Origin of the sequence: Endozoicomonas sp., assembly GCF_051008435.1 — a bacterium.
Taxonomy (GTDB): Bacteria; Pseudomonadota; Gammaproteobacteria; order Pseudomonadales; family Endozoicomonadaceae; genus Endozoicomonas_A.
Window position 1 is genome coordinate 1 of sequence record NZ_JBPCXO010000336.1, and the last position, 2,380, is coordinate 2,380.

The window sequence follows — 2,380 nt, forward strand, 5'->3', positions numbered from 1 at the left end:
CATTACCTGTAAAACTGATGTTTTTTAGAATCAGGGAAAACAGCCTGACTGCTTCTCAGGAAAATCCGGCAAAACTATACGACGAAAGGTGTTCTACCTGTGCTTTGAAATTCCTATACATCGAGCCAGCCTGAATACCCGTGAAGAAATTCCCGGGCTTGAAATTCATATAGATCATCTCGATCACAGTAAATCCCCGACGTTATGGACCCTGGCAACAGTCGATGAAAACAATAATGTCTTCTCTCTTATCAATGATGTCGCTCACCCTTCACCAGGCTGCGGTGTAAAAGTGGAGAGTAATGATAATAATAAGGCCCTCGGCACCCACTTAAATGCCTCTTATGTTCTGGAAGTATCCAACTTTGAATTAAAGGACTGTATCAGCCAATGGCTAAACTCAACCACTGATGAGGTGACTTCCCTACATCTGATGTATTACGACGATGATCGTATGCAGTGGCAGCTGGCAGGGAGAAAATTCGATATACAACTCGGAGGAGGCTGGTCTGCTGCGGACTACCTCTGGCATCCCGTTTACCTGGAGATGCTTATCTCAGGCTATAGCACACCGTTTCTTCGTGATACGACAACTGATGTTTCCGGTTTTCGCCGGTTTGTCGTCAAAAGCAGTGGTTTTGAGCAGTATAAGGTCAATTCGGGTGGACTCAACTCAGCACAGAAAGGCGTAATTAGTACAACTGTGCCTGCCACATTGGTGGAGGTCACAGTTCTTGGCAGCATATTAGTGTACTTTTATCGTGCCAGGAGAAACCTGCATCAGGAATACAGCCCTATTTAATGAGGGTGTGGAGGCAGCTCTTACCGAGCTTCAAGCCCCCCACTACAGGTGCAACTATAAGATTTGAAAGCCAGCCTCCTTTCTGAAGACTGGCCAGGAGGCTGCCTAACTTAAAGGAAGAAGTAATACATCATAAAGATGCCACAAAGCACATACATGGTGGTTGATACTTCGCGTCCACGTCCCTGGGCGATCATTGAAATGGGATAAAGCGTAAAACCAAAAGCAATACCGTCTACCAGACTGTACGACAGAATCGTAATGATGATGGTGAAGAACGCCGGAATTTTGTATTCCATTTTCGTCCAGTCAATCTTCGCCATACTGCTGGCCATAAATACACCCACGGCTATCAGGGCAGGTGACGTGCTGACTGTTGTAAAAACAGCAATCAATGGAAAGAAGAACAACGCAACCAGCATACAAAAAGCGGTTACCAGCGAAGTAAAACCTGTACGACCACCACTACCTACTGCTACAGCTGATTCTGAATAGGAAGTAATACTGCTGGTTCCCAGCACAGAGCCGACAATGGTGCCGGAGGCATCGGCAAACAGTGCTGAGCGAACATTGGGAATATTGCCCTTTTTATCCACAACACCAATTCCGTTACAGACAGCAATAATGGTACCCACAGCATCAAAAAAGTCGATGAACAGGAAGGTGATAATCACCACCATCATCTCCATGGTAAAGACATTGGGCAAGTGCGTGATTGCAGCACCAAAGGTAGGAGCCAGACTCGGAGGCGCCGCCACGATACCTTCTGGCATTGGGTTCAGACCGACAGCAATACCCACCAGGGTCGTCAGCAAAACACCAAAAAAGACGGCCAGTTTCATGCCTCTGGCGATCAGAAAGACGGTCAGAACCAGTCCAGCCAGAGCCAGCATAACGGAAGGCTCGGTCAAATCTCCCAGCTGTACCAGCGTCGCTTTGTTGTCGGTAATGATTCCGGCATTTCTCAAGCCAATAAAGCAGATAAAAAAGCCCAGGGCTGCAGTCACGGCATACTTCATGTCAGCAGGCACTGCTTTGATCACCTTCTCCCGAACACCACTGATCGACAGCACGAAGAAAATAATACCGGACACAAATATACCTGAGATAGCCGTTTCCCAGGGGATGTCCAGGGCAATAACCGTGCCGTAGGTAAATAAGGCGTTCATGCCCATGGCCGGTGCCAAAACAACCGGGTAACGGGCAAAAACTCCCATCACAAAACAGGCAAAAGCAGAAGAAAGCGCTGTCGCTGTAAACACGGCCCCCTTATCCATACCTGTGTTCCCCAGAATGGCCGGGTTAACACTCAGGATATACGACATAGCCAGGAAAACGGTCAGGCCAGCAAAGATTTCCGTTCTGAAATTGGTGTTGAACTTATCGAACTCAAAGTACTGCTTAACTTTGTTCAGCATGTGACTCACTTATGTGGGAGCAACGTTGAAATAAAGGCCCTTTTACAGGTTGGCTGATCATTTTTGGGCCTCCTGCCTGATTTTTAGATAGAGATAATCAAGATCATTGTAACCACATGCCTTGTATATTATCCGCTTGATGACACCATTGAAGGCTTCG

General features: G+C 47.1%; 2 protein-coding genes. One reads left to right on the forward strand and one right to left on the reverse strand.

Annotated features, from left to right (window positions below):
- Positions 1-88: 88 nt before the first annotated feature.
- Positions 89-802, forward strand: a complete 714-nt coding sequence (locus tag ACR2PX_RS16955; protein ID WP_434000542.1) for a hypothetical protein — start codon at positions 89-91, stop codon at positions 800-802.
- Between the two features lie 110 nt (positions 803-912).
- Here ACR2PX_RS16955 and ACR2PX_RS16960 read toward each other — a convergent pair whose 3' ends face one another.
- Entirely contained in the window at positions 913-2,220 is a 1,308-nt protein-coding gene (locus tag ACR2PX_RS16960) for an NCS2 family permease (RefSeq protein ID WP_434000543.1), read from the reverse strand.
- Positions 2,221-2,380 lie beyond the last annotated feature (160 nt).

What these genes read in the sequence shown, in the direction of transcription:
- ACR2PX_RS16960 (WP_434000543.1), bottom strand. Translation starts at nt 2,220, where the DNA reads ATGCTGAACAAAGTTAAGCAGTACTTTGAGTTCGATAAGTTCAACACC.